This is a genomic window from Streptomyces sp. BE303, from assembly GCF_036290945.1.
Taxonomy (GTDB): domain Bacteria; phylum Actinomycetota; class Actinomycetes; order Streptomycetales; family Streptomycetaceae; genus Kitasatospora.
This window is the reverse complement of record NZ_JAQYWZ010000383.1, coordinates 60609-81744: the sequence shown is the minus strand read 5'-3', so window position 1 is coordinate 81744 and position 21136 is coordinate 60609. Positions and strand designations below refer to the sequence as shown.

Below are 21136 nucleotides of genomic sequence, written 5' to 3'. Positions count from 1 at the left end.
CACCCCTCGCGCCCGTCGCCCGTCCGGCCGCACCGGACCGGCGACCGCCCCCACCCGTCGGTAGCGTGGCCGGGACGGCAAGGGCAGCGAGCAGCGGAAGGCGGGCGGGAGCGATGGTCAGCGACATCGGCGGCGAACTCGATCTCACCGGGCTGCGACGCGTCTACGGGCGGCCCGGCCACCGGCTCTTCTACGCGCTCGTCTGCCGCAACGCCCGGCACTGGGGCTGGACCGAACCCGGCCAGTCCAAGTGGCGCTGCTGGCAGGCACAGCGCCAGCTGGAGGCCGTCCTGGGCCGCAAACTCGCGCTGCCGCCCGGCTCGCGCGTCCTGGACGCCGGAGCCGGCTCCGGCGTGGTCGCGCGCCGGCTCGCCGGCCGCCTCGGCCTGCGGATCACCGGCGTCGACGTCCTGGACTTCCACGTCCGCGAGGCACGCCGGCTGAGCGCCCTGGCCGCGCTGGAGGAACGCACCACGTTCAGCTGGGGCGACTTCCACGAACTCGACTACCCGGACGGCTCGTTCGACGGCATCTACTCGATGGAGACGCTCTGCCACTCCTACGACCCGGCCCGGGCGCTGGCGGAGTTCCACCGGCTGCTGCGCCCGGGCGGGCGGCTGGTCCTGCTCGGCCCCGTCGGGTTTCCCGCGGCGGAAGTCCCGGCGGACAAGCGGGCATTACTGGAGCCGTACCTGGACGCGATGACGATGGTGGGCGCGAAGCGCTACGACACCCGCTCGCTCGGCGGGCTGATCACCGACGCCGGCTTCCGGATCGAGGAGGAGCTGGACGCCAGCTCCTACTACCGGCCCACCACGGAGGCGCTGTACGCCTACTTCCGGATCCCGTACGCGGTGCTGCGGCGGTTCGGGGCGACCGAACAGTGGCTGGCGCTGCGGTCGACGGTGGAGATGTACGCGCTCCGGGACCACATCGCCTGGCTGGTACACACCGCCGTCAAGCCGTGAGCCGGTTCACGGCCCCGGCTTCGACGGACCGGCCCCCGGCAGCTGCGCGCCCAGCATTCTGAGCACCAACTCACCGTACCGGCGGCCCAGTTCCTCGGGCGTCTCACTGCTTCGGTCGGTGTACCAGCGGGACACGTCGATGCCCAGCGAGGTGACCGCGCGGGCGGCCGTCCGCACCTCGCCGACCTCGAAGACGCCCGCCGCCAGGCCCGCCTCGATCAGCCGGGTGACCTCGCGCTCGATGTCCAGGCGGAGTGCCGCGACCACCGCGTAGGCGTCCTCGGGGAGCGCGTGCAGCTCGTAGTTGACCACCCGGCCGACCGTCCGGGCCCGGGCGTGCCAGGCGGTGAACTCCTCGACCAGCCGCCGCATCCGCGTCACCGGGTCACCCTCGCCGGCCACCGCCGTCCGGACCAGCGCGAGGGTGGCGGCGTGGCCGACCCGGCTGATCTCGGCCAGCAGCGCGGCCTTGGACGGGTAGTGGATGTACAGCGCGGCCGGGCTCATCCCGGCACCGGTGGCGATGTCCCGGGTCGTGGTCGCGTGGAAGCCGCGCTCGGCGAAGGACTCCACGGCGGCCCGGAGCAGCCGGTGCGCCGCCTCGGGGCGGGTGTCGGCGCCGCCGGGCAGCGTGGGCCAGAGCTCGGCGATGGGCGTGCTGGTCATGGCGCCATCCTCGCAGATCGGTCGTACGGACATTCGCCCCGCAGGAGCCCGCAGGAGCCCGCGAGAGCCCACGAGGGCCGGCTCGGGCGGGACGGACCGGCGGCCCGGGACCGGCGGACGGAGCGGCCCGGGACCGGCGGCCGCCCCGGCCCGACGGCTGTTGACAGGGTCACCCGCCGACACCATGCTAAGCAAGCGCTTAGTCACGGCCGTGCCGAGCCGCGCACAGGGCCGACCCCCGCCGAGAGGACCCCGTGGTGCACTCCTTCAAGGGCCAGGTGGCCGTCGTCACCGGAGCGAGCCGGGGCATCGGCCTCGGCATCGCACGCGAGCTGGTCGCCCGGGGGGCCCGGGTCTGCCTGACCGCCCGCACCCCCGGACCGCTCGCCGAGGCGGTCCGCGACCTGGGCGGTCCCGAGGTCGCCGTCGGCGTCCCCGGCAAGGCCGACGACCCGGCCCACCAGGAGGAGGCCGTCACCCGCACCCTGGAGGCCTTCGGCAGGCTCGACTGCCTGGTCAACAACACCGGCATCAACCCGGTCCACGGCCCGGTGCTGGCCACCGACGAGGCCGCCGCCGCCAAGATCCTCGCCGTCAACGTGCTGGCCCCGCTCGCCTGGACCCGCCGCGCGCACGCCGCCTGGATGGGCGAGCACGGCGGCTCGGTGGTCAACGTCGCCTCCGTGGCCGGCATCCGTGCCTCCCTCGGCATCGGCATGTACGGCGTCTCCAAGGCCGCTCTGATCCGGCTCACCGCCGAACTCGCCGCCGAACTCGGCGAGCAGGGCATCCGGGTCAACGCGGTCGCGCCGGCCGTCGTCAAGACCAGGTTCGCCGAGGCCCTGTACGAGGGCCGCGAGGACGAGGTCGCCGCCGCCTACCCGCTGGGCCGGCTCGGGGTCCCGGAGGACGTCGCGGGCGCCGTCGCCTTCCTGCTCTCCCCGGACGCGGCCTGGATCACCGGCCAGACGCTCGTCGTGGACGGCGGCGTCACGCTCGGCGGCGGCCTGTGAGCCCCGACCCGGGCCGGCACCCGGCCACCGACCCCTCGCCGCACGCCGCCGCGCCCCCGTACGCCGGCCAGGGCGTGGTGGTCACCGGCGCCGGGCGGGGCATCGGCGCCGCCGTGGCCCGTGCCTTCGCCGCCGCCGGCGCCCACGTCGTGGTCAACGACCTCGACGCCGGGGCCGCCCGCGCGGTCGCCGCCGACTGCGCCGGCACCGCCGTCCCCGGCGACGCCGCCTCCGCCGAGGGGCTGGCCGCCCTCGTCGGCGCCGCCCGGACGGCGCTTGCCGAGCACGGTGCCGAGATCGACGTCTGGTGCGCCAACGCGGGCGTCGCCCCGACCGGCGGCGCCGACGCACCGCCCGCCGCGTGGGCCGCCGCGTGGGAGGTCAACGTGCTGGCCCACGTCCGGGCCGCCGAGCTCCTCCTCCCCCGCTGGCTGGAGCGCGGCACCGGGCGCTTCGTCGCCACCGTCTCGGCCGCCGGGCTGCTCACCATGCTGGGCTCGGCCCCGTACGCCGTCTCCAAGCACGGCGCCCTCGCCTTCGCCGAATGGCTGGCCGCCACCTACCGGCACCGCGGCCTCCGGGTGCACGCGCTCTGCCCGCAGGGCGTGCGCACCGCGATGCTGGACGGCACCGGCCCGGTCGGCGCGGCCCTGCTCGCACCCACCGCACTGGACGCCGACGACGTCGCCGAGGCGCTGCTGGACGGGCTGGCGGCCGACCGCTTCCTCGTCCTGCCGCACCCCGAGGTCGCGGAGTACACCGCCGTCCGGGCGGGCGACCCGGACCGCTGGCTGGCCGGGATGAACCGGCTGCAACAGGGACTGGAGAGGAGCGGAGCACTGTGAGGGCCTGACAGGTCAGGGAGTTGGGCGAACCGCGTGAGGTGCTGCGACTCGCCGGGGGCGTCCCGAGGCCGGTCCCCGGACCGGGACAGCTGCTGGTCCGGGTCCGGGCCGCCGCCGTCAACTTCCCGGACGCGCTGATGGCACGCGGCCAGTACCAGGTGCGCCCTCCGCTGCCGTTCACACCCGGCGTGGAACTGTGCGGCGAGGTCGTCGGCGCCGACGGAACGTGGCGTCCGGGCGACCGGGTCATCGGCACCCCGTTGCTGCCGCACGGCGCCTTCGCCGAGTACGCCCTGCTGGACGCGACCGCCGCCTTCCCCGCTCCCGCGGCGCTGGACGACGCCGAGGCCGCCGCGCTGCACATCGGCCACCAGACCGCCTGGTTCGCCCTCCACCGCCGGGCGGCGCTGCGCCCCGGCGAGACGCTGCTGGTGCACGCCGCGGCCGGCGGGGTCGGCAGCGCCGCCGTCCAGCTCGGCCGGGCGGCCGGCGCGCGGGTGATCGCGGTGGTCGGCGGGCCCGGAAAGGCCGCCGCCGCCCGGGAGTCGGGCGCCGACCTGGTGGTGGACCGGACGGCCACGGACTTCGTCGCGGCCGTCCGGGAGGCCACCGACGGCCGGGGCGCCGACGTCGTCTTCGACCCGGTCGGCGGCGAGGCGTACACCGGCTCCACCCGGTGCGTCGCGTTCGAGGGCCGGATCGTGGTGGTCGGCTTCGCCTCCGGGCGGATCCCGGAGCCCCCGCTCAGCCATGTGCTCGTGAAGAACTACACCGTCCTCGGCCTGCACTGGGGCCTCTACGCCACCCGTGACCCGCAGGCGGTCCGCACCGCCCACGAGGAGCTCACCGCACTCGCCGCCGGGGGCGTGGTCCGCCCCGTGGTCACCGCCCGCCTGCCGCTCACGGAGGCGGCCGACGCCGTCCAGCGGGTCGCCGACGGCACCACCACCGGACGGCTGGTGGTGCTGCCCTGACGGCGCGGGGCGGCCGGGACTCCGCCGCCCCGGCCGTCACCGCCCGTCGGCGCCCCGCCGACCGGCTCAGCCGTCGGCGCCCCGGCCCGCCGCGCCGGCGGCGATCACCTCCAGGACCGGACGGGGGCGGCGGCCGAGCAGCGCCGCGAGGTCCCCCGGCCCGCCCGGCCCTGCGAGGAAGCCGTGCGCGACGGCCGAGTACGTGCCGGCCGTCATCGGCACCTGGAAGGACTCCGCACCGGAGGCCACGACGGCCGCCCGCAGTTCGGCGAGGGACCCGGGCCGGTACTCGACCGGCCGTTCCCCGGCCCGGCTCAGCGCCGCCGCGACGTCCGCGCCGCCCACCGCCTCCTCGCCGACCAGTTCGTAGACCCGCCCCGCGTGCCGGGCCGGCGCCAGCGCCACCGTCACGGCCACCTCGGCCAGGTCCTCCCGTGCGACCGCCGCCAGCCGTCCGTCGCCGAGCGGTGCGGTGATCACACCGTGCCGGTCCGGAGTGGCCAGGGCGCCCAGCAACTCGGCGTAGAGGCCGTTGCGCAGGATCGTCCAGCGCAGCGTCGCCGACGCGCGCAGCCGGCGCTCGGTCCAGCGGTGGGCCAGCGCGTAGGCGAGGTGGTCGCCGTCACCGGAGAGGCTGGTGTACACGACGTGCTCGACCCCGGCCCGCTCGGCCGCCTCGACGGCCGCCCGGTGGCGGGCGATCACCACGTCGTCCTCCCCGTAGCCGGCCGAGATCAGCAGCAGCGTCCGCACGCCGTCGAAGGCCTCGTCCAGGGTCTCCGGCCGGTCGAAGTCCACGGCCCGGACCGGGACGCCCGGCACGGTCACCCGCTCCGGGTTCCGGGTCCCGGCCACCACACCGCCCGGGCCGTTGTCCGGCCCACCGGCCGACAGCCGGGCCAGCCGCTCCAGTACCAGGGCGCCCAGACCGCCGTTGACGCCGGTGACGAGAAGCATGGTTCCTCCGTGATCGAGAAGCGGTCGGCGGACGCCGACGGTCCGCCCCGGGCCGGCGGTCCCCGCCGCGCCCTGCACTGCGTCCATCCTCGATAACCTGGGCGTTCGGCGTAAGGAGGCACTTGCATGTCAGTAGGGCACACCGGCATAACCACCCCGGCCACCGCCCGTCCGGTGGTCTGGTGCGAGGACGGCGTGGACTGCGGCATCCGCGGTCTGCTGGACCGGCTCGGCGACAAGTGGTCCGTCCTGGTGGTCGTCGAACTCGCCCGGGGCGTACGGCGGTTCCGCGAACTCCAGCGCGCCGTTCCGGGGATCTCGCAGCGGATGCTGACGCTGACGGTCCGCCGGCTGGAACGGGACGGCCTGGTGTCGAGGACGGTCCACCCGACCGTCCCCCCGCAGGTGGACTACGAGCTGACGCCCGTCGGCCACAGCCTGACCCACCTGGTCCGCGCCATGGTGGACTGGTCCTACGACCACCACGACTCGATCCTCGCGTCACGGCAGGACTGGGACGCCGCCAACCCGGACTCGGACATCCGGTAGCCCGCAGGGAGCACCGCGCGAGGCCGGACGGGACCGCAACGGCGCACGAGGCCGGACGGCGGTCGCCCCGTCCGCCCCGCCCGGCCCGCCCCCCTGGCCCGGCCGCGGTACGCGCGGAGGGTCAGCTCGCGTACTCCATCTCCGGGAACCTCGGCGACGGCCCGTCCAGCAGGTGGTCGTCGTGTCCGCGCAACCAGCGATCGAGGAACGAGGCGACGTAGGACCGGGTGGCGAGCACCGCGCGGTCGGGGCGGACCTCGCCCACGTCTCCGCGCAGGGCCTCCGCGGAGACGGCGCCCTGCCGGGCGAGCTGGGGCAGCAGGGACTGGGCGTCGGTGTAGGAGCCGTGCCGGGATCCGGTCAGGGTGACGTCGGCCTTCCAGCCCCGGGTGTGCTGCCAGAACGAGGCCCAGCCGGGCTGGTTCCGGTAGTCGCCGGAGTCCGGGCTGCCCGTGCCCATCAGCAGGAACGGGCGGTCGAGGCCGTCCTCGGCCACGCTGCTCAGGTGCACCCCCGTCCCGTCCGGGCCGGGGAAGTGCAGCTGACCGTCCATGTTCACGCCGGCCTTGATCCGCGGGTCGTCGTGCATGCTCTGGGCCGCGGTGAACCCTCCGGCCGAGTGGCCGACCATGCCCACCCGGCCCAGGTCCAGCGAGCCCGCGAGGGCCGCCGGCAGCCGCCCGTCGGTCCGCAGCGCGCCCAGCTCGTCCAGGACGAAGCGGGTGTCGTCGACCCGCGTCTGCAGGGCCTTGCGGAGCAGCGCGCCGATGTCCAGACCGGGTCGGCCCACCATCGCCGGGAGCACCGAGGTGGCCAGGGCGCCCCCGGGGAAGGCCACTTCGGAGGCTTCGTAGGTGTGGTCGACGGTGACGACGACGTAGCCGCGCGAGGCGAGGTCCTCGACCAGGCCGGTGCCCCACGTCCGGGGGTCGCCGAGCCCGGCCGAGTACAGCACCACCGGGCGCGGGCCGGCTCCGGGCAACGCGGGCGCGTCCTGCCGGGCGTGCGTGCGGACCCCCGACCAGTCGGTGCGGCCGGGCTCCGTACCGTAGTTGAAGACGGACGCGCCGCCCGTACCCCCGAAGTGCTCGGCCGCACGCGGCACCATGTAGCGGGCCGGCTGCTCGTTCCCGAACACCGGACGGGTGGCCGGGTACCAGAGGCTGATCATCAGCTCGCGGGCGCGGTCCGGCTGCCACGGGTCCTGCCGCCCGGCGTCGGTGAGTCGCAGCGAGGTGGTCCCGACGGCGTACGGCCCGACGGGCCGGGGCAGCCAGGCCCGTGCCTGGCGTTCCGCGGCGGACGGCGCCGCCGCCGCGGCCACCGCCCCCGTGCCCAGGACGGCCGTCGCCGTCGCGGCCACCAGTACGGCGGCGATCCCCGTCCGCACGCCCCCTCCGTGTCCCCGCTTGCGCATGTCTCCCCGCTCCCCGTTCCGTGGGACCGCCGCCGACCGGCCGGCCCGTACCGCGACAGTACGGGCCGGGCGGCGCGGGGGGCGTCATACCGCGGAGCCAACCCGCCGGGTGCTACCCGGGTATGACATCCGATGACCTGCGCGGACGCGCGGCGCACGGCACCCGGACGGCGCAGCCGGGCACCGGTGCGTGCCTGCGCCCGCTCCTCCGGCCGGGGCTCACCGGTACCGCTTCAGCTCCCGCCGGGCCAGCGAGCGCTTGTGCACCTCGTCCGGCCCGTCCGCCAGACGGAGGGTGCGGTTGCCGGCCCACAGCTGCGCGAGCGGGGTGTCCTGGCCGACCCCGGCCGCGCCGTGCGCCTGGACGGCCTTGTCCAGGATCCACTCGACGGTGCGCGGCGTGGCGATCTTGATGGCCTGGATCTCGGTGTGCGCGCCGCGGTTGCCGACGGTGTCCATCAGCCAGGCGGTCTTGAGCACCAGCAGCCTCAACTGCTCGATCCGGACCCGGGACTCCGCGATCCAGTCCTGGATCACGCCCTGCTCGGCGAGCGGACGACCGAAGGCCACCCGGTCGAGGGTGCGGCGGCACATCAGCTCGACGGCGCGCTCGGCGGTGCCGATCGCCCGCATGCAGTGGTGGATCCGGCCGGACCCGAGCCTCGCCTGGGCGATCGCGAAGCCGGAGCCCTCTTCCCCGATCAGGTTGCCGACGGGGACCCGGACGTCCTCGAAGTCGATCTCGGCGTGCCCGCCGTGCTCGGCGTCGTCGTAGCCGAAGACGGTCATGCCGCGCCGGACGGTCACGCCCGGGGTGTCCCGGGGCACGAGGATCATGCTCTGCCTGCGGTGCGGTTCGGCCTCCGGGTCGGTCCTGCCCATCACGACGAGGATCCGGCACTCGGGGTTCATCGCTCCGCTGATGTACCACTTGCGGCCGTTGACCACGTAGTCGTCGCCGTCGCGTTCGATCCGGGTGGCGATGTTGGCGGCGTCGGAGGAGGCGACGTCGGGCTCGGTCATCGCGAAGGCGGAGCGGATCTCGGCGTCGAGCAGCGGTTCGAGCCACCGCTCGCGCTGCTCGGCGGTGCCGAACTGGGCCAGCAGTTCCATGTTCCCGGTGTCGGGCGCGGCGCAGTTGAGGGCGGGCGGGGCCAGCTGGGGGCTGCGCCCGGTGATCTCGGCGAGCGGGGCGTACTGGAGGTTGGTGAGGCCGGCGCCGTGCTCGCCGGGGAGGAAGAGGTTCCACAGGCCCTGCTTCCTGGCCTCCGCCCGCAGGCCGGCGACGACCGGGGGCACCGCCCAGGCGGGACGGTCCGGGTCGGCCAGCTGGGCGGCCAGCACGGACTCGGCCGGGTACACCTGGCGGTCCATGAACTCCGTCAGCCGGTCGACGAGTTCGAGGGTCCGGTCATCGTGGGCGAAGTCCATCGTTCAGCGCTCCCGGGGTGCTTCGAGGGTGGTGAGGCCGTGCTCGACGAGGACGGGCGCCATGGTGCCGGCCCGCTCGAACCCGGCCCCGAGGGTGCTGCCCTGCCGGGACCGGTAGTGGATGCCCTCCGCGACGACGGCGAGCTTGTACGAGGCGAAGGCGACGTACCAGTCGAGGTCGGCGGCGTCCCGTCCGGTCGCCCCGGCGTACCGGGCGGCCAGGTCACCGGCCGGCGGGAAGCCCGGGGCGGTGGCGGCGCCGGGGATCAGGCCACCGCCGGCACCGGCGAGCTGGGTGTACATCACCAGCAGGCCGACGTCCGTGAGCGGGTCGCCGAGGGTGGACATCTCCCAGTCCAGGACGGCCGCGATCCGGTCCCCGTCGTCGATCAGCACGTTGTCGAGCCGGTAGTCCCCGTGGACCAGCGCCGGGGCCGGCGAGACCGTCCGGCGGGCGACGAGCAGCTCGTGCAGCCGGTCGATGCCGGGCAGGTCGCGGCTGCGCGAGGCGTCCAGCTGGGTGGACCAGCGGCGCAGTTGCCGCTCCAGGTAGCCCTCCGGGCGCCCGAAGTCGGCGAGCCCGGCCTCCGCCGGATCGATCCGGTGCAGCGCGGCGAGGGTCTCCACCAGCGACAGGCCGATGGCGTGGACGCGCCCCTCGCCGAGTGCCGCGAGCGGCGCCGCGTCCCGGTGCGCGGTGCCGGGCACGTACGCCATCAGGTACCAGGGCGCGCCGAGCACCTCCGTACCGGGGTCGAGGTGGAGCGTGGCGGGCACCGGCACGCCGGTGCCGTGCAGGGCAGTCATCACCCGGTGCTCACGGCCCATGTCGTGCGCGGTGGCGAGGACGTGCCCGAGCGGCGGCCTGCGCAGCACCCAGCGGGAGCGGCCGTCGGTGAGCCGGTAGGTGAGGTTGGAACGGCCGCCCTCGATCAGCTCGGCCCGCAGCGGGCCGTTCACCGTGCCCGGAAGCACCCGGTCGAGGTGGGCGCGGAGCCGGCCCAGGTCGAGCCCGGGCGGATCGGCGGGGTGGTTCTCCGGCACGGGCTCTCTCCTCGTCGGCCGTCGGCGGCCCTTGGCGGCCCGTCGGCTCCTTGGTCGGTCGGCCTGTTGGCCTGTTGGCGATCCACTGACTAAGCGCTTGCTTAGCATTCAGCCGACCGCGTTCACCTGTCAATCCCACCCGCCCGCCACAATGTGCCCATGAGGTTGATCCACACCGTGGCCGGCGTGCTGCTCCTGCTGCTCACCATCGGCAGCATCCTGCGCACGCTGGTCGTGCCGCGCGGCCTGTACTCCTCCCTGGTGCACGGCCTGTGGCGGGCACTGCGGTCCGTCCTGCGGCTGACCGCCGCCCCGTTCGGCACCTACCGGGCGCAGGACCGGGCGCAGACCTGGCTGGCCCCGCTGATGCTGCTCGGCATGCTGGGGGTCTGGCTCGGCGCCATGCTGACCGCCTACACGCTGATACTGCACGGCACCTCGCGACTGGACTGGTCGGTCTCCTTCCGCGAGGCCGGCTCCAGCCTGCTGACCCTCGGCTTCGCCAGCGGCGACCGGCTCCACCTCTCCGTCATCGACTTCCTCGCCGCCGCCAGCGGCCCCCTCGTGATCGCCCTGCAGATCGCGTACCTCCCCACCCTCTACGCCGCCTACAACCGCCGCGAACTGGAGGTGACGCTCCTGCAGTCCCGGGCCGGCGAACCCGCCTGGGGTCCCGAACTGCTCGCCCGGCAGGCGCTGGTCGACACCGAGACCGCCCTCCCCCAGCTGTACCGCGACTGGGAACGGCTCGCCGCCGACCTCGGCGAGAGCCACTCCAACTACCCCGTTCTCATCTCGTTCCGCTCCCCGCAGCCCGAGCGCAGCTGGGTGGTCGGCCTGACCGCCGTCATGGACGCCGCCGCCCTCCACCTCGCGATCGCCCCGCGCACCGCCCCGCCCGAGGCCCGCCTCGTCCTGCGGGCCGGCTTCACCGCGCTGCGCGACATCGGCCGCTCGCTGCGCGTCGACTTCGACCCCGACCCGTCCCCCGAGGCGCCGATCCGCCTCGGCTACACCGAGTTCGACGCCGCCGTCGCCCTGATCGCCGCCGCCGGGTTCCCGCACGAACGGCCCGCCGCCGAGGCCTGGCCGCACTTCCGCGGCTGGCGGGTCAACTACGAGCACCTCGCCCACGAGCTCGCCCGCCGCAGCGACGCCGTCCCCGCCCTCTGGACCGGCCCCCGCGACTTCCGGGCGCCGACCGTGCCCCCGGCCCGCCCCACCGACCGCCGCCCGGACGTCATCTGACGCCCCGGCCGCGACGGGGCGTCCGCCCTTCCCCGGACCGGCTGCTTCGGCGATCACGGCGACATGAGCAGCGGTGCCGCGTGCGCCGGACCGCTGCTGCGGGTCCGGCGCACGCGGCGGCGGGAGGGATCCGGGACCAGTGGTCAGACGGCGACCGTGGTGCCCGCGGCGAGGGAGCGTTCGGCGGCGGCGAGGATCTCCACGGTCCGCAGGCCGAAGGCGGCGGAGCAGGGGTGCGGCTCACCGGTGCGGACGGACTCGTCGAGCGCGTCGAGGGCGCGGTGCAGGGCCGCGATCGGGCCCTCGCCGCGTTCGGGCAGGTGGACGGTGCCGGCCTCGCCGCGCAGCTCCATCCCGGTGCCGCCGCCCGCCACGGGGACGGTGAGGCTGAGCGCCAGGGTGCTGGACGCGCCGCCGACGTGGCGCAGCACGAGGTGGACGGTGTCCAGCGGGCCGGCCACGGCCGTCAGGGAGGTGACGTCGCCGAGGATCGGGAGCAGCACGGAGAGGGCGTGCGGGCCGACGTCCCAGAGCGCGCCCTTGTCCTTGCGCCAGGCGGAGGCCGCGTACGGGCTGGTGGAGTCCGGGGCGAAGACCGAGCCGAGCCAGTCGGAGCGGCCGGTGAACCAGCCGCCGGCGGCGGCCTGCGCCTCGATCCACGGGATCTGGTCGCCGCCGAAGCGGACGGTGAAGAACACCACCGAGGCGACGCCGTTGCGTCCGGTCGCCTCGACCACCCGGCGGGCGTCGGGGACGGTCAGCGCGACGGGCTTGTCGAGCAGCAGGTGGCAGCCCGCCTCGGCGGCCCGTACGGCGAGGTCCGCCTGGACGGTCGGCGGCAGTGCGATGGAGACGGCGTCGACCTCGGCGAGCAGCCGGTCGAGGTCGGCGTGGCCGGGGACGCCGTGCTGCGCGCCGAGCGCTGCGGCGGCCTCGGGGCGGCGGCCCCAGACTCCCGCGAACTCGAAGGCGGGGTGCTCCGCCAGGACGGGTGCGTGCACCCGCTCCGCCCAGGGGCCGGTGCCCAGCAGTCCGATCCGCATGGTGGTCTCGCTCCTCGGTCGTGCGCGGGTGTTCGGTCGTGCGTCGATGTCGATCTCGTGTGCTGCCGTGCTGTGCCGTACCGCCATGGTGCTCGACCGTACTCCGCCGCCCGGTCGGATCCGTGCCCGGTGGGTACCGCGCCCGGTCGCACGAAGGCCGCCGTCGCTCCCCCGGGGCGACGGCGGCCCTGGCCGGCGGGTCAGTCCGCGACGGGCCCGGCGGGTGCTGCGGCGGTCTGCGCGCCGGCACCCGGTGCGGTCGCCGTCGCCGTGGCGGCGGCAGTGGCCGTGGTGGTGGTGACCGTGGTGGTGGTGACCGTGGTGGTGGCCGTGGTGGCGGCGGCAGTCGCCGACGGTGCTCCGATCGGGGCCTCGGCGGCCGAGGCCGCCTCCGCCGCCGCGTCCTCCGCCTCGCGGGCCCGGGCGGACTTGGCGGCGCGGCGCTTCATCAGCCAGGCCGAGAAGGCGCCGCCGAGGGCGGCCAGGAGCAGGCCGATCCAGGAGAACTTCGACAGCCACTGCTCGGCGACCTTGCCGACCTGGTAGACGAGCAGGGTCGTCCCGCCGGCCCAGACGATGCCGCCGAGGACGTTGGCGATCAGGAACTTCCAGTACGGCATCTTGAGCGCGCCGGCGAGCGGCCCGGCGAAGATGCGCAGCAGGGCGATGAAGCGGCCGAAGAAGACGGCCCACATGCCCCACTTCTGGAACGAGCGCTCGGCGCTGGCCAGGTGGTCCGGGCCGAAGTGCTTGGGGAACCGTCGCCCCAGCTTCTCGAAGAGCGGCTTGCCGCCCTTGCGTCCGATCGAGTAGCCGATCGAGTCGCCGATGATCGCACCGAGGATCGCGAAGACCGCCACCCAGACCGGGCTGACCACGCCGCGCGCGGCCAGCAGCGCCGAGGACACCAGGGCGATCTCGCCGGGGAGCGGAATGCCCAGCGACTCCAGTCCGATGATCAGACCTACAAGGGCATACACCGCGCCCGGTGGCACGCCCTCGATCCAGGCGTCGATGTGCAGCAAGGCCAGTACCTCCGTGGCAGGACGAGACCCACGGCAGGCCCGGTCAGGTATCCGCAGCCCGCGCGCCGGTCTCGACGTCGTCCGAATGGCGGCACCAGGCCGCTCCCCGAGAAGGCAGCCTAACGTGCCGGGCGGCCCGTCCCCCTGGCCGATCACCCCTGGTTACGACGCGTGGCGGCCTGCGGCGGTTCCGGCGTGCCCGGGAACCGGGCCGCCCACCGCGCCTCCGCCCGGGGACCCTCGCCGGCCCCGTGCAGCCGCCCCCGACCCGGCACCGGCCGGGGGCCCCGGCCCCACGGCCCGGTCGGCTACGGCTGCACGGGGCGGTCCGCGAAGTCCACGACGGTGACCGAGGGGCGGCGGTCCGCCAGCGGGGGAACGGCGAGGGCGATCGGGAGCAGGGCGCCGACGAGTCCGCGTCCGCCGGTCGGCCGGACGTCCCGCACCGCGGCCACCGCAGGACCGGCGCTGCGCAGCTTGGCCCGCTCGCCCGCGTCCATCGCCCACGGCATCGGGGGCGCCTCGTAGCCCCGGGTCCGCACCCTGCCGCTCAGGGTGAGCCGGCCGAACCAGCGCGGTACCGCGTCCAGGACCAGCGAACCGCCCGGGAACCGCTCGGCACAGCCCGCGATCAGGGCCCGCACCTGGGCCGGCCGCAGGTACATCAGCAGACCCTGCGCGGTGATCAGCACCGCCCGGCTCCGGTCCACCTCCTCGGCCCAGCCGAGGTCGGTGACGTCGGCGGCCACGGAGCGCCGGCGCGGCCCGGGCGGCAGCAGTTGCTCCCGCAGGGCGACCGACTCGGGCAGGTCCACCCCGATCCACCGGGCACGGCCGTTGTCGACACGCCAGTACTGGGTCTCCAGGCCCTCCCCCAGGCAGACCACGGTGCCGCGCGGCTCCCGGGCCAGGAAGTCCGCCACCTCGCGGTCGAAGCAGGCCGCCCGCAGCGCCTGCAGCTGGGCCTGGACGCCGCTGGTTCCGAAGCGCTCGGCGAACGGGTAGTCGATCCGGTCCACCAGCTCGACCGCCTTCGGGTCGTGCAGCACCGTGTCCGGCCTGCGCGCCTCGACGGAGCGCTGGTAGAGCGTCCACAGTGCCGTCTCGGGGACCGCCGTCAGATCCGGCCGTTCCATGCTGTTCATCACTCGGTCGTTCCTCTGCATCCTCGGACCCCGGGACGGACCCGCCGATTCTGACACTGCCGGGGGCGTGAACAGAGCGCGCGAAGCCCCGGCGCGCCGCCCCGCGCGACCGTGCGCACCGTACCCGGGACGCGCGCACGGTCAGCCGACGCTGAACGCCCCTTCCGGCGGGGGCGGGGAGTCGGTGGCGGTGGCGTCCGTCACCGGCTCCGTCCGGGCGACGAAGGCCGCGAGGTCGGCGCCGTCGGTCAGCCGGGCCGGGAAGATGTCGCCGGCCAGCCGCCGGACCAGGTCGGCGACCGGCAGCGGACCGGTCGAGCCGACGAGCAGGATGTTGCCGTACCGCCGCCCGCGCAGCACCGGCGGCTCCGCGATCAGGCAGGCCTCCGGGAAGACGGCCCGCACCGTCGCCGCCTGCGCGCGGGCGAAGGCGAGCGGCGGACCGTCCGCGAGGTTGGCGGCGTAGCAGCCGCCGGGGCGCAACGCGGCCGACGCCAGCCGGAGGAACTCCACCGAGGTCAGGTGCGCGGGCGTCCGCGAACCGTGGAAGACGTCGGCGACGACGAGGTCCAGCGAGCCGGGTGCGGCCTCCGCGAGCGCCGCCCGGGCGTCACCGACCACGGCCGTGATGTCGGCGCCCGGCCCGTGCCAGGGAAGGTGCTCCGCCACCAGCGAGAGCAGCGGGCCGTCGACCTCCACCACCCGCTGGCGGGAGCCCGGACGGGTGGCGGCCAGGTAGCGGGGGACGGTCAGCGCGCCACCGCCCAGGTGGAGCGCGTCCAGCGGCTGCCCGGCCGGGGCGAGCGCGTCGACCAGGTGGCCGAACCGCTGCGTGTACTCGAACTCCAGGTGGGTCGGGTCCCCGAGGTCGACGTAGGACTGCGGGGTGTCGTCCAGGGTGAGCAGCCAGCCGCCGTCGTGGTCGATGTCGGGCAGCAGCTTGGCCTGCCCGAGGTCCGTCCGCCGCACGACCGGTACGGGGTCGTCGTCCACGGACGGTCTGGGCGTGTCGGGCATCTCGGGCATGACGGCAGCATAGGCGGCTCGCCCGAGTCGCCGTCACGCCCGAGGCTACCGGCCGGTATCGTCGGGGCTCCCGAGGCAGCGATACCGAGCAGAGATTGGGTGCGACTGGACATGGAGTTCCGCGAAGACATCCTGGGTGCCCCCTACGAGGCGGTCGAACTGCCGCTCCGCCCGGACGAGGAGGGCGAGGTCTCCGCCACGCTCGTCCGGCGGCTGGTCCCCGGTTCGGACCGGGCCGTCCTCTACATCCACGGCTACAACGACTACTGGTTCCAGACCCACCTGGCCGACCACTACGCCGCCGCCGGCTTCTCCTTCTACGCGCTCGACCTGCGCAAGTACGGCCGTTCGCTGCGACCGCACCAGTCCCCGAACTTCGTCCGCGACCTCGCCGCCTACGACGAGGAGCTCGACGAGGCGGTCCGGGTCGTCCGGGAGCTGGACGGGCACACCCGGCTGCTGATCAACGGCCACTCCACCGGCGGCCTGATCGCCGCCCTCTGGGCCGGCCGCCGCGCCGGGCGCGGGCTGGTCGACGCGCTCTTCCTCAACAGCCCCTTCCTCTCCATGCCGGCCGCCCCCGCCGTCCGCACCCTCGGCGCCCCCGCCCTGGACGCCCTCGGCCGCTTCGCCCCGACCCGCGTGCTGCCGTCGGCCCTCAACCCGCACTACGTGCACAGCCTGCACCAGGACCACCGCGGCGCGTGGGACTTCGACCTGCGTCTCAAGCCGGCGGAGGGCGTCCCGCTGTTCGCCGGCTGGCTCGCCGCCGTCCAGCGCGGCCACCGCGAGGTGCGGCGCGGCCTCGGCGTCGAGGTCCCCATCCTGCTGATGGCCTCCACCGCCTCGATCTCCACCACCCGCTGGCACAACGCCCTCCACCACGCGGACGCCATCCTGCGCGCCGACGACATCGCCGCCGCCGGGCCCCACCTGGGCCGCCACGTCACCATCGTGCGCATCGAGGGCGGCATGCACGACCTCGTCCTCTCCGGCGAGAAGGCCCGCACCCAGGTCTTCGCCGAACTCGACCGCTGGCTCGACGCCTACTTCCCCCTCGCCGTGCACTGATCCCTCGCCGCACACCGGCCCTCGCGCTCCGACGGCCCCCGTGCTCCGACGGCCCGCGGCCCGAGGACGCGTGACCCGTTCGCCTCCGCGCCTCCCCCTCCGCCGGCACCCGCCCGGGTGCCGGCGGAGTCGTCTGCGCGGGCGCGGCCCCCGCGGTCCCGGCCGCAGGGCCGACCGTGGGGCCGGCCGCACCGGCGTGCGGCGGGCCGGGCGGACCGCGACCGTCCGGATGGCGGAGCCCGTGCCACGGGAATACCCCCCGCCCGCTCCCCCGTGCGCCTGCTGTGCGCCCGTGAATCTGTGGAAGGCTACCCGGGCCCCTGTCACTTCCCTTGCCGAGAAGGCGAGTTGAGGAGCCAGCATGCCGCACGGACACGGCCCGCACGACGACCACCAGGACGGACACAGCGACCCCTCCCTCTACCGCACGCCCGCCGAGGCGATCGCCGCGCCGCCGGAGAAGCTCGCGTACGTCGCCGGGTTCGACCGGTCGGCGCAGCAGCCGGACGCGCTGATCACCGTCGACGCCGACCCGGAGTCGCCGAGCTACGGGCGGGTCCTCAACTTCACCGCCATGCCGGGGGTCGGTGACGAGCTGCACCACTTCGGGTGGAACGCCTGCTCCAGCGCGCTCGCGCACGCCTGCCACGACAACCCGGAGCGGCGGTACCTGCTGCTGCCCGGGCTGCGGTCGTCGAAGCTGCACGTGCTGGACACCCGACCGGATCCGGTGCGGCCACGGCTGGTGAAGACCGTCGAGGCGGAGGAGCTCGCGAAGAGAGCGGGCTACTCACGGCCGCACACGCTGCACTGCGGACCGGACGGCGTGTTCCTCTCCTGCCTCGGCGCGGCGGAGGGCGCGGACGGGCCCGGCGGGGTGGCGCTGCTCGACCACACCACCTTCGAGGTGCTGCGCCCCTGGGAAACCGAGCGCGGACCGCAGAACTTCGCCTACGACGTGTGGTGGCACCTCGGGACCAACGTGGGTGTCACCAGCGAGTGGGGCACCCCGTGGATGGTCGAGGACGGCGTCGTCCCGGAGCTGCTGCTGGGTCGCAAGTACGGGCACGCGCTGCACTTCTGGGAGCTCGACTCGGGCCGGCACCTTCAGCGGATCGACCTCGGCGACCAGTACCAGATGGTGCTGGAGCTGCGCCCGGCGCACGATCCGCAGGCGGAGTGGGGGTTCGCCGGGGTGGTCACCAACGTGGAGGACCTCTCCGCGTCGGTCTGGCTCTGGTACCGGCAGGGCGAGGCGTTCACGGCGCGGAAGGTGATCGAGATACCCGCCGAGGAGGCCAAGGCCGAGGACCTGCCGCCGGCCCTCCAGCCGTTCGGCGCGGTGCCGCCGCTGATCACGGACATCAACCTGTCGGTCGACGACCGCTGGCTGTACGTCTCGGCCTGGGGCACCGGCGAGCTGTTCCAGTACGACGTGTCGGACCCGTTCCACCCGCGGCTCACGGCCTCGGTGCGGCTCGGCGGGGTCGCGGCCCGCACGCCGCACCCGGCCCAGCCCGGCCGACCGCTGAGCGGGGCGCCGCAGATGGTCGAGATCAGCCGGGACGGTCGGCGGCTCTACGTCACCAACTCGCTGTACGGGGCGTGGGACGACCAGTTCTACCCCGACGGGATCGAGCCGTGGATCGTCAAGCTGGACGCCGACCCGGAGGCGGGCGGGCTGACCGTGGACCGGCGCTTCTTCCCGCACGGCGAGGAGTTCCGCGGGCTGCGCGTGCACCAGACCCACCTGGCGGGCGGGGACGCCTCCTCGGACTCGTACTGCTACCGGTAGTCCCGTGCGGTCGCGGTCCCCGTCGCGGTTGCGGTCCCCGTCACTGGCCGCGGTCCCGCTCGCGGTCCCCGAGCAGGGGTGTCGCGGCCGTTGGCGGGCCCTCCGGCGGCAGTGCCGAAGGGCCCGCCGCCGGTCGCCCTGGCCGCCGGCGGCGGTCAGACCCGGCCGAGCACCGGGTCGTGGTGGATCCGGCTCGCCGGCAGGCCGTCGGCGGCCAGCCTGGTCCGGACCTCGGTCACCAGGCCGGCCGGGCCGCTGACGCAGACCAGGTGCTCGGACCAGTCGCCGGCCCGGCCGACCGCCTCGGCGAGCCGGCGGCCCGGGCCGGCGCCCGGTCGCCCGCCGGCCGCGTCGTCGGCCACCGGCACCAGTTCCAACCAGGGCTTACAGCCGCCGAGTTCGGCGAGCGACGGCCAGTCGTAGAGGTCGGCCCGGGCCCGGGCGCCGACGAAGAGGTGGACCCGGCGACCGCGCGGGCGGTGCTCGACCAGCTGCTCGACGATCGCCTTCATCGGGGCGAGTCCGGTGCCGCCGGCCACCAGCAGCAGGTCCCGGCTGTCGTCGTCCGGCATCAGCGTGCCGCGCGGCGGCCCGAGCCGAAGCCGGTCGCCGACGGCCGTGTGCTCCACCAGCGCCTCGCTGACGCCGCCCGGGCCGGTGCGGCGCACGTGGAACTCCAGCTCGTTGTCGGCGCGCGGCGCACAGCCCATCGAGTACTGCCGCCAGGTGTGCGGCAGCCGCGGGTGCTCCACCGTCCCGTACTGGCCGGCCCGGTACGGGTAGGGCTCGCCGGTGCGGACCTGCAGCACGGCGATATCGGGTCGGCGGCGCTCGTGGCCGACCACCACCGCGTGCCAGTACGGGGGTTCGGTGAGCGCCGACTCGGCGCCGGCCACCATCGCCTCGACCGCGAACCGCAGCATCCGCACCCAGGCGTCCTCCAGTCCGGCGCTCCACCGGGATCCGGCCCGGTGCCGGATCGCCTCGCAGAGGGCCTCCTCGAAGGCCCGGTAGTGAACCGGCCGGACCCCGAGCTTCCGGTGGTCGCGGCCGAGTTGGGCGAGCGTGGCGGACAGCTGGGCGGGCCGGTGCAGGTTCTCGACCAGGTAGTCGAACATCCGCTCCAGGTGGGCCTGCTGGAACTCCATCGAGTCCGGGAAGAGCGCCCGGAGGTACGGGCGGCGGCGGAACATGCACGCGTAGAGGTGGTCGATCAGGTCGGCGAACGGGGCGACCAGGCCGAGGGCGCCCATGATCAGCCGCTGGTCGGCGGCGGCGTCGAAGTCCCCGGCGTCGAGGGCCCCGCCCGTACCGGCGTCGAGGGCACCGGGGCCGAGGCCGCCGGGGCGCGAGCCGGGACGGGCGTCGGGGAAGGAGTCCAGCGGGGACGACGCCGGCGTGAGGATCTGCCGGCGAAGGCGCATGGCATGGTGCCGCGCGATCAGGCGGTCGTACTCGGTGGTGGTGCTGCTGATCTCCATGACCGGCAGCCTAACTACCCATCAGTTACATGACAGGACAGGACCGTTCATGCCGTCGACCGGCAACGGACCCGCCCCGACCGGGTTTCGGGCAGGCGGCGGCCCGGGGGTGGCTCCCGGTCCAGTAGACGGCAGGACGCGCCACCGGGAAAGGGCCGGTGGTCCCGGCCCTCCCGGGACCACCGGACCAACGACCCCGCCACAAAGAGGACTCCCGACCCATCGCCGCCACGGCCACGGCCGCGCGGCTACCGGGGTGCCGCCATGACGGCACCCTTCCGGGAGGACCGGCCGTCCCGACGGGCCCCGGCCGCCGGCAACGCCCGGACGCGGGGGCGGCGACGCCTGCCAGGCCGGGCGGGCGCTGCCGGCAGGGCCGCCGGACTCCCCGGAGAACTACACCGGCGGGGTCGGGGGCCGTCCCGCGTCCCCGTGCACCGGCGAGGCGTCCGGCGGCGGCGCACCGTCCGGCCGGACGGCCGGCGAGGACGGCCGTGCCGGCCCGGTCGCGGTCCAGCTGGCCAGCAGCCGGAGCGACTCGGCCGACGGCGAGCCCGGGTCGGCGTGATAGGCGACGAGCACCTGGTCCGCCTCCTCCGCCGGGCGCAGCGTCTCGTAGCGCAGCGTGAGCCGGCCCACCACCGGGTGGTGCAGTTCCTTGGTGCCGTGGCCCTTGTCCCGGATGTCGTGCGCGGCCCAGAGACGACGGAACTCGCCGCTCTTGAGGGAGAGTTCGCCGATCAGCGAGGTCAGCCTCGGGTCGTCCGGGTCGCGGCCCGCGTCCAGCCGGAGAATGCCGACCACGTCGGCGGCCTTGGTCTCCCAGTCCAGGTAGAGCTCGCGGGCGGCCGGATCGAGGAAGACCTGCCAGGCCATGTTCCGGTGCTCCGGCGGGAGCGCCGCGAAGTCCCCCGCCAGCGCGTTGCCGAGCGGGTTCCACGCGATCACGTCGAGGCGCCGCCCGAGCACGTAGGCCGGGACGCTCTCCATCGCGTCCAGCAGCTGCTGGAACTCGGGGCGGATCTGCTGCGGGCGGGTGGAACGGCCGCGACCGGGGCGGCGGCGCGCGGGCTTGGTGATGCGGCGCAGGTGCTCGCGCTCGGCGGAGGAGAGCCGCAGGGCGCGGGCGATCGCGTCCAGGACGGCGGCCGAGACGTTCTCCCCGTGGCCCTGCTCCAGCCGGACGTAGTACGCCGTGCTCACGCCCGCCAGCTGGGCCAGCTCCTCCCGGCGCAGCCCGGGGACCCGTCGCCGGCCGCCGTAGTCGGGCAGGCCGACGTCGGACGGCTGGAGCCGGGCACGCCGGGACCGGAGGAATTCGCTGAGTTCGGTGCGCTGGTCCACGTCTGCAGTATGCGTGCGACCGGGCTCCCGGCGAGTGCTGGAGGGTGATACTGCCGGTGGTAGGAAGGCCGTGCCTACGTTAGGCACTGGTCTG

The 21136-nt window shown here is 75.2% G+C and carries 19 protein-coding genes; 8 read left to right on the top strand and 11 right to left on the bottom strand.

The genetic code is table 11. From position 1 onward, the window contains the following. The first annotated feature begins 113 nt into the window (after positions 1-113). Positions 114-968, top strand: a complete 855-nt coding sequence (locus PUR56_RS06785) for a class I SAM-dependent methyltransferase (protein WP_329948230.1) — start codon at positions 114-116, stop codon at positions 966-968. Between the two features lie 6 nt (positions 969-974). On the opposite strand, the gene PUR56_RS06780 is transcribed toward PUR56_RS06785, so the two are convergent. After that, on the bottom strand, positions 975-1634 hold the full coding sequence (locus PUR56_RS06780) for a TetR/AcrR family transcriptional regulator (protein ID WP_329948229.1): 660 nt from the start codon (positions 1632-1634) through the stop codon (positions 975-977). 254 nt (positions 1635-1888) lie between these two features. Here PUR56_RS06780 and PUR56_RS06775 point away from each other — a divergent pair, with 254 nt between their 5' ends. The 3 genes from PUR56_RS06775 to PUR56_RS06765 all read left to right on the top strand — a co-directional run bounded on the left by PUR56_RS06775 (position 1889) and on the right by PUR56_RS06765 (position 4466). After that, complete coding sequence (locus PUR56_RS06775) at positions 1889-2647, top strand: SDR family oxidoreductase (RefSeq protein ID WP_329948228.1); 759 nt, start codon at positions 1889-1891, stop codon at positions 2645-2647. A 77-nt stretch (positions 2648-2724) separates the two neighbouring features. Beyond that, positions 2725-3492 (top strand): SDR family NAD(P)-dependent oxidoreductase, encoded by a 768-nt coding sequence (locus PUR56_RS06770; protein ID WP_329948253.1) that lies wholly within the window; start codon positions 2725-2727, stop codon positions 3490-3492. A gap of 20 nt (positions 3493-3512) precedes the next feature. Beyond that, complete coding sequence (locus PUR56_RS06765; RefSeq protein ID WP_329948227.1) at positions 3513-4466, top strand: NADPH:quinone oxidoreductase family protein; 954 nt, start codon at positions 3513-3515, stop codon at positions 4464-4466. Positions 4467-4532: 66 nt separating this feature from the next. Here PUR56_RS06765 and PUR56_RS06760 read toward each other — a convergent pair whose 3' ends face one another. Then, the gene (locus PUR56_RS06760) at positions 4533-5423 is read right to left on the bottom strand and encodes an NAD(P)H-binding protein (protein WP_329948226.1); all 891 of its coding nucleotides are present in this window, start codon (positions 5421-5423) and stop codon (positions 4533-4535) included. A 126-nt stretch (positions 5424-5549) separates the two neighbouring features. On the opposite strand from PUR56_RS06760, the gene PUR56_RS06755 reads away from it, so the two are divergent. Then, positions 5550-5972, top strand: a complete 423-nt coding sequence (locus PUR56_RS06755; RefSeq protein WP_329948225.1) for a winged helix-turn-helix transcriptional regulator — start codon at positions 5550-5552, stop codon at positions 5970-5972. A 121-nt stretch (positions 5973-6093) separates the two neighbouring features. Here PUR56_RS06755 and PUR56_RS06750 read toward each other — a convergent pair whose 3' ends face one another. The 3 genes from PUR56_RS06750 to PUR56_RS06740 all read right to left on the bottom strand — a co-directional run bounded on the left by PUR56_RS06750 (position 6094) and on the right by PUR56_RS06740 (position 9864). After that, positions 6094-7389 carry an alpha/beta hydrolase family protein gene (locus PUR56_RS06750; protein ID WP_329948224.1) on the bottom strand — a complete coding sequence of 432 codons (1296 nt, stop codon included), beginning with the start codon at positions 7387-7389 and terminating at the stop codon, positions 6094-6096. A gap of 219 nt (positions 7390-7608) precedes the next feature. Next, the gene (locus PUR56_RS06745; RefSeq protein ID WP_329880849.1) at positions 7609-8820 is read right to left on the bottom strand and encodes an acyl-CoA dehydrogenase family protein; all 1212 of its coding nucleotides are present in this window, start codon (positions 8818-8820) and stop codon (positions 7609-7611) included. Between the two features lie 3 nt (positions 8821-8823). Further along, the gene (locus PUR56_RS06740) at positions 8824-9864 is read right to left on the bottom strand and encodes a phosphotransferase family protein (RefSeq protein ID WP_329948223.1); all 1041 of its coding nucleotides are present in this window, start codon (positions 9862-9864) and stop codon (positions 8824-8826) included. A 159-nt stretch (positions 9865-10023) separates the two neighbouring features. On the opposite strand from PUR56_RS06740, the gene PUR56_RS06735 reads away from it, so the two are divergent. Beyond that, positions 10024-11112 (top strand): hypothetical protein, encoded by a 1089-nt coding sequence (locus PUR56_RS06735; RefSeq protein ID WP_329880851.1) that lies wholly within the window; start codon positions 10024-10026, stop codon positions 11110-11112. Between the two features lie 143 nt (positions 11113-11255). Here the strand turns inward: PUR56_RS06735 and PUR56_RS06730 are convergent, their stop codons facing one another. The 4 genes from PUR56_RS06730 to PUR56_RS06715 all read right to left on the bottom strand — a co-directional run bounded on the left by PUR56_RS06730 (position 11256) and on the right by PUR56_RS06715 (position 15351). Next, a complete protein-coding gene (locus tag PUR56_RS06730) occupies positions 11256-12155 on the bottom strand; it encodes a Gfo/Idh/MocA family protein (RefSeq protein WP_329948252.1) in 900 nt (299 codons plus the stop codon). 200 nt (positions 12156-12355) lie between these two features. Beyond that, on the bottom strand, positions 12356-13180 hold the full coding sequence (locus PUR56_RS06725; RefSeq protein WP_329948222.1) for a DedA family protein: 825 nt from the start codon (positions 13178-13180) through the stop codon (positions 12356-12358). Between the two features lie 308 nt (positions 13181-13488). Further along, entirely contained in the window at positions 13489-14325 is an 837-nt protein-coding gene (locus PUR56_RS06720; protein ID WP_329948221.1) for a class I SAM-dependent methyltransferase, read from the bottom strand. Positions 14326-14466: 141 nt separating this feature from the next. Beyond that, positions 14467-15351: a spermidine synthase gene (locus PUR56_RS06715; protein ID WP_443034445.1), complete on the bottom strand. Its 885-nt coding sequence runs from the start codon at positions 15349-15351 to the stop codon at positions 14467-14469. A gap of 111 nt (positions 15352-15462) precedes the next feature. Between PUR56_RS06715 and PUR56_RS06710 the strand changes: the two genes are divergently transcribed. Next, positions 15463-16422: an alpha/beta hydrolase gene (locus PUR56_RS06710; protein ID WP_329948220.1), complete on the top strand. Its 960-nt coding sequence runs from the start codon at positions 15463-15465 to the stop codon at positions 16420-16422. A gap of 361 nt (positions 16423-16783) precedes the next feature. Continuing rightward, positions 16784-18217: a selenium-binding protein SBP56-related protein gene (locus tag PUR56_RS06705; RefSeq protein ID WP_329880856.1), complete on the top strand. Its 1434-nt coding sequence runs from the start codon at positions 16784-16786 to the stop codon at positions 18215-18217. A 155-nt stretch (positions 18218-18372) separates the two neighbouring features. Here the strand turns inward: PUR56_RS06705 and PUR56_RS06700 are convergent, their stop codons facing one another. Both PUR56_RS06700 and PUR56_RS06695 read right to left on the bottom strand, forming a co-directional pair. Continuing rightward, positions 18373-19698: a globin domain-containing protein gene (locus PUR56_RS06700; RefSeq protein ID WP_329948219.1), complete on the bottom strand. Its 1326-nt coding sequence runs from the start codon at positions 19696-19698 to the stop codon at positions 18373-18375. A gap of 396 nt (positions 19699-20094) precedes the next feature. Then, entirely contained in the window at positions 20095-21042 is a 948-nt protein-coding gene (locus PUR56_RS06695) for a helix-turn-helix domain-containing protein (protein ID WP_329880860.1), read from the bottom strand. Positions 21043-21136 lie beyond the last annotated feature (94 nt).